This window comes from Trinickia sp., from assembly GCF_036503415.1.
Lineage (GTDB): Bacteria > Pseudomonadota > Gammaproteobacteria > Burkholderiales > Burkholderiaceae > Trinickia.
Genome location: NZ_DASXWY010000197.1, coordinates 1 through 5,040, shown reverse-complemented (window position 1 = coordinate 5,040; position 5,040 = coordinate 1). Strand labels below are relative to the sequence as shown.

Genomic DNA, 5,040 nt, shown 5'->3' with positions numbered 1-5,040 from the left:
CACGCTGATGCTCTGCTACACGATGGGCTCCGCGCCCGCCTATGCGCTGATGCCCGAGAACTTCCCGAAGCATCTGCGCGCGGGTTACATGTCGAGCGCCTATGCGATCGCGGTCTCGGTTTTCGGCGGCACGGCGCAACTCGTCGCCGCATGGCTGATTCGTTCGACGGGCAACAAGATGGCGCCGGCCTGGTACATGATCGGCTGCGTGCTGATTTCGTTGATCGCCGTATCGATGTTCGAGGAAACAGGCGGCAAGGCGCTCGACGACTGACGCGCACGCGGCCGCGGCAAGGCCTCTTCGTCGCGCGCGTCGACGGCGCGGCGAACAGGCCTTTTAGCCCAAAGCCCGCACTGAAGAACTGATCGCCCGCGCGCATTGCAACAGCGGCGGGCCGAGTTTGGCTTCCATCTCCTCGAGGCTCCACCGCCCCGTCGGTGCCACGAGATGAACGGCACCCAGCGGGCGACCGTTGCCACTGACGATCGGCGCCGCGATGGTCATGTCGCCCAGGAAAAGTTCTTCGCGATTCGTAGCGTAGCCTCGCTGGCGTGCCTCGCGCAGCGCCTGCATGATGTCTGCCACCTCGATCCGGGTATGGGTCGTATGCGCGATGCGGTCCGACGACTCGACGATCGAGCGTGCTTCGGGCTCGGCCAATGCGGAAAGATAGGCACGTCCCGATGCCGTGCAATACATCGGAATGCGGCTGCCGATCGGCATATGCACCGGCACGAAGTGCGCGCTCACGAAGCGGGCGACGTACACCATCTCCCCTTGATCCGGTTCGGTCAAGCACGATGTTTCCGTGGTGAGCTTGGTCAATTCGGCCAAGAAGGGATTCGCCACGTCGATGAGCGTATCGGCGGCCAGATAATTGAAGCCGATCTTCATCACTGCGGGAGTGAGCTGGTAGCGGCGCGTTTGCGGATGCTTACGCAGATAGCCAAGCTGCTCCAGCGTGAAGATCATCCGCTGAGCCGAACTTTTGTTGATGCCCACCGCGGCAGCCACCTCGGCAATCGTCATCGTGCGGCGCTGTGCGTCGAAGCTGCTCAATACGGCCAGCCCCTTTTCCAAAGACTGATTGAACAGCAGGTTGGGCGCGTCGTCGGATGCAGTCATGTCTGAAGAAAATGGGTGGGCTCGGCTCTATTACGGAAGGAAGAATCGCATATCGATTCGCACGAGTCGATATATGGTTTTCAATTATGGTTTATCGATCTTCTACAATCGATCATCGGATCTCGCCAGGCGAACTTTCTTTTCCGCAAGGAGGTGTCCGATGTCTCTCGTCTCTTTTTCGCGTCGCGCCGCATTGGCGCTGGCCCTGCTCGGCACCGCAGTCGTTGCCTGGGCGCAAGGTGGCGCAGCCACCTACAACGTCGGCGCCACGGCGACCGGTGTGCCGTTCACCTTCCTCGACGTCAAAAGCAATTCGATTCAAGGGATGATGGTCGACACGGTCACCGCCGTCGGCAAAGCGGGCGGTTTCAACGTGAACGTGCAGCAAACCGTGTTTTCCGCGCTCATTCCCTCGCTCACGTCCAACAAGATCGACATCATTTCCGCGGCCATGTTGAAGACACCGGCACGCGCACAGGTGGTGGACTTTTCCGATCCGGTTTATTCGTACGGAGAAGGCTTGCTCGTCAAGGCCGACGACAACAAGGCCTATACCTCGCTCGACGACCTGAAGGGCGAAGTAGTGGGTGCGCAAGTCGGCACGGTGTTCCTCGACATGCTCAACAAAAAAGGCATCTTCAAGGAAGTGCGCAGCTACGATTCCATCGCCGACATGACGCGTGACTTGGCGCTCGGGCGCATCAAGGCCGGCCTGGGCGATCAACCCATCGTCGCTTACCAGATCCGCCAGAACACGCTGCACGGCGTCAAGCTCGTGTCGAGCTACAAGCCCGTCAATGTGGGCGATGTCTGCCTGGTCGTCCGCAAGGGCGATAGCGAGTTGCTCGGTCGTATCAACAAGGCCATCGCCAAGATCAAGAGCGACGGCACGTTGTCGTCGATCGTGCAGAAGTGGGGCATCTGATTCGCCATGAGTGCCGCGGCGTTTCTCCAGCAAGCGATAGCGTTCCTGCCCATCCTGTTAAAGGGCGCGGTGGTCACGGTGCAAGTGACCGTGTTGTCGTTCATGTTGAGCAGCGTGGTCGGACTGGCCCTCGCATTGATGCGGCTCTCGCCCGTGCGTGCCGTGTCGGCCATGGGCGCAAGCATCGTCAATGTCATCCGCGGGCTGCCGATCATCGTCCAGCTCTTTTATATTTATTTCGTACTGCCTGACGTTGGGATTCAGCTGAGCGCGTTTCAGGCCGGCGTGATCGGGCTGGGGATCGCGTACTCCGCCTATCAGGCTGAAAACTTCCGTGCCGGCATCGAAGCCGTGGACGCCGGCCAGCACGAAGCCGCTCGAGCGCTCGGTATGCGCGGTGCGCTCGTCATGCGCCGCGTGATCCTGCCGCAGGCCTTCCGTATCGCATTGCCGCCATATGGCAATACGCTGGTGATGATGCTCAAGGATTCGTCGCTCGTTTCCACCATTACGGTGGCGGAAATGACGCGCGCCGGGCAGCTGATCGCCTCCTCCACTTTCCAGAACATGACCGTTTATACGCTCGTCGCGTTGCTGTATCTGTTGATGAGTTTGCCGCTGGTATATGGACTGCGCAGGCTCGAGCGCCGTATGGGCGCCGGCAGGAATAAACCATGATCGAGATTCGCGGGTTGCACAAACATTTCGGCGATCACCATGTGCTGCGCGGCGTGAACCTCGCGGTCGACAAGGGCGAAGTGGTCTGTCTCATCGGCCCGTCCGGCTCGGGCAAGTCCACGGTCCTGCGGTGCATCAACGGGCTCGAGTCGTACGACGGCGGCGAGATCGTGGCATTCGGCGAACGCGTAGACCAGACCAGCAAGACGATTCATACGCTGCGAAGCCGCATGGGTATGGTCTTCCAGCGGTTCAACCTGTTCCCCCACCGCACCGTCCTCGAAAATGTGATGGAAGGCCCCGTCTATGTGAAGCGCGAACAGCCCGGCGCTGCGCGCGCGAAGGCGATGGCGCTGCTCGACAAAGTGGGCCTCGTCGCCAAGGCACCGGCTTATCCCAATCAACTCTCCGGCGGTCAGCAGCAACGCGTCGCCATCGCGCGGGCGCTGGCGATGGAACCCGAGGCCATGCTGTTCGACGAGCCCACTTCCGCGTTGGACCCCGAGCTCGTGGGCGATGTACTCGAAGTCATGCGCAGGCTCGCAAGTGAAGGCATGACGATGATCGTGGTGACGCACGAGATGGGCTTTGCGCGCGAGGTGGCCGATCGCGTCTGCTTCCTCCATAGCGGCACCATCGTCGAGGCGGGCACCGCGGCACAAGTACTGGGCGCGCCGCACGAGCCGCGAACGCAGGATTTCCTGCGCCGCGTGCTGCACCGGCCTGCTGACGTGGCAACGGGAGATGCGGGTCGATGACCGTTCCGCGCACCGCCTCGGGAAAGACGAGCGAGCCGCTGCCGCCTTCGCTGTGGGCCGCCACGGCCCCTGCCGCGCCGCCCGCCCCCCCGTTGCTCGAATCGACGGCGACGGACGTGCTCGTCATCGGCGGCGGCTATACCGGCCTTTCGACTGCGTTGCATCTTGCGGAACGCGGTGTCGGAGTGACGGTGGTGGAGGCCAATGAACCCGGCTGGGGCGCGTCGGGCCGCAATGGCGGACAGGTGAACCCGACACTGAAGCACGACCCCGACGATCTCGTGCGCATGTTGGGTGCCGAGCGCGCAGAACCGTTGATCGATGCGATATCGCGTTCGGCGGATCTCGTCTTCGATCTGATCGACCGGCATGCCATCGACTGTCAGCCCGCACGCGCGGGCTGGCTGCAATTGGCGTATTCGGAGAAAAGCGTTCCGGCCATGCATGCGCGGGCGCGGCAATGGGGGCGGCGCGGTGTGCCGGTCGAGTTGCTCGACCGGGCCGCCGTGGCTCGGCGCGTGGGCACCGAAGCGTTTGCGGGCGGTTGGCTCGATGGCCGCGCAGGCGCCATTCAGCCATTGGCATATGCACGCGGGCTCGCGCGCGCGGTGCAACAAGCCGGGGGCGCCGTGCATGCGCAAACGACCGTCGCGAAGCTGGAGCGGCAAGGCTCGCGCTGGATCGCGACCACTTCCGATGGCAACGAAGTGCGCGCCGAGCATGTGGTGATCGCCACCAACGGCTACACCGGCTCGTTATGGCCGGGCTTGGCGCAGACAGTCCTGAGCGCCAACAGCTTCATCGTCGCCACGCGGCCGCTGAGCGCAGCGCATGCGCAAGCAATCCTCGCTCGCGGCGAGACCGCTTCGACCTCGCAGCGGCTGCTGCTGTATTTCCGTAAAGATGCGGCGGGCCGCTTGTTGATGGGTGGACGCGGTTTCTTTACCGAGCCGCGCGGTCCGGGCGATTTTGCGCATCTCGAGCGCTCGCTCGAATTGCTCTTCCCGCAGTTGGGGCCGCTCGATTACGAGTATCGCTGGGCCGGGCGAATTGCCATTACGCGCGATTTCATGCCGCATATTCACGAGCCGGCGCCGGGCGTGACGATGGCGCTCGGGTGCAATGGGCGCGGCATTGCGCTCTGTACCAGTCTCGGTCGGCACATCGCGGAGCGGCTCGCGGGCAGCGGCAACCGGTTTCCGTATCCGCAATCGCCGATGACTCCAATTCCGTTGCATGGGCTTCAGCGCTTTTACATTGCGGCGGGGGTCGCGTGGTACAGCCTGCTCGACAGGTTCGGCTGAGCGGGATTATCCAAGCGGCGAAGGCGGCCCGCCTCATGCACAATGGCGTTTTCGACACAGTGAGCGCGTACGGTGGCCATCCACTTGGATCTCAACGATCTGCAGGCGTTCATCGCGGTGGTCAAGCTGGGCAGCTTCCGCAAGGCCGCCGAATCGATCAACATCTCGCAACCGGCCCTGAGCCGACGCGTCGACAAACTCGAAGAAGCGCTTGGCGCCCGGCTGTTCGAGCGCACCACGCGCCGTGTG

At 62.9% G+C, this 5,040-nt stretch carries 6 protein-coding genes and 1 pseudogene; 6 read left to right on the top strand and 1 reads right to left on the bottom strand.

The features are described 5' to 3' along the window. Nucleotides 1-274, top strand: a pseudogene (locus tag VGL01_RS23525) (MFS transporter); the annotation flags it as partial. Between the two features lie 63 nt (nucleotides 275-337). On the opposite strand, the gene VGL01_RS23520 reads toward VGL01_RS23525, so the two are convergent. After that, nucleotides 338-1,126 (bottom strand): IclR family transcriptional regulator, encoded by a 789-nt coding sequence (locus tag VGL01_RS23520; protein ID WP_331573661.1) that lies wholly within the window; start codon nucleotides 1,124-1,126, stop codon nucleotides 338-340. A gap of 160 nt (nucleotides 1,127-1,286) precedes the next feature. Between VGL01_RS23520 and VGL01_RS23515 the strand changes: the two genes are divergently transcribed. The 5 genes from VGL01_RS23515 to VGL01_RS23495 all read left to right on the top strand — a co-directional run. Next, the gene (locus VGL01_RS23515) at nucleotides 1,287-2,051 is read left to right on the top strand and encodes an ABC transporter substrate-binding protein (protein WP_331573659.1); all 765 of its coding nucleotides are present in this window, start codon (nucleotides 1,287-1,289) and stop codon (nucleotides 2,049-2,051) included. A gap of 6 nt (nucleotides 2,052-2,057) precedes the next feature. Next, nucleotides 2,058-2,729: an ectoine/hydroxyectoine ABC transporter permease subunit EhuD gene (gene ehuD, locus VGL01_RS23510; protein ID WP_331573657.1), complete on the top strand. Its 672-nt coding sequence runs from the start codon at nucleotides 2,058-2,060 to the stop codon at nucleotides 2,727-2,729. Then, on the top strand, nucleotides 2,726-3,487 hold the full coding sequence (locus VGL01_RS23505; RefSeq protein WP_331573655.1) for an amino acid ABC transporter ATP-binding protein: 762 nt from the start codon (nucleotides 2,726-2,728) through the stop codon (nucleotides 3,485-3,487). Before ehuD ends, VGL01_RS23505 begins: the two co-directional genes overlap by 4 nt. Next, the gene (locus VGL01_RS23500; RefSeq protein ID WP_331573653.1) at nucleotides 3,484-4,791 is read left to right on the top strand and encodes an FAD-binding oxidoreductase; all 1,308 of its coding nucleotides are present in this window, start codon (nucleotides 3,484-3,486) and stop codon (nucleotides 4,789-4,791) included. The genes VGL01_RS23505 and VGL01_RS23500 overlap by 4 nt, the downstream gene beginning before the upstream one ends. 72 nt (nucleotides 4,792-4,863) lie before the next feature. Further along, nucleotides 4,864-5,040 (top strand): LysR family transcriptional regulator (locus tag VGL01_RS23495; RefSeq protein ID WP_331573664.1); only part of this gene is annotated, 177 nt, incomplete at its 3' end.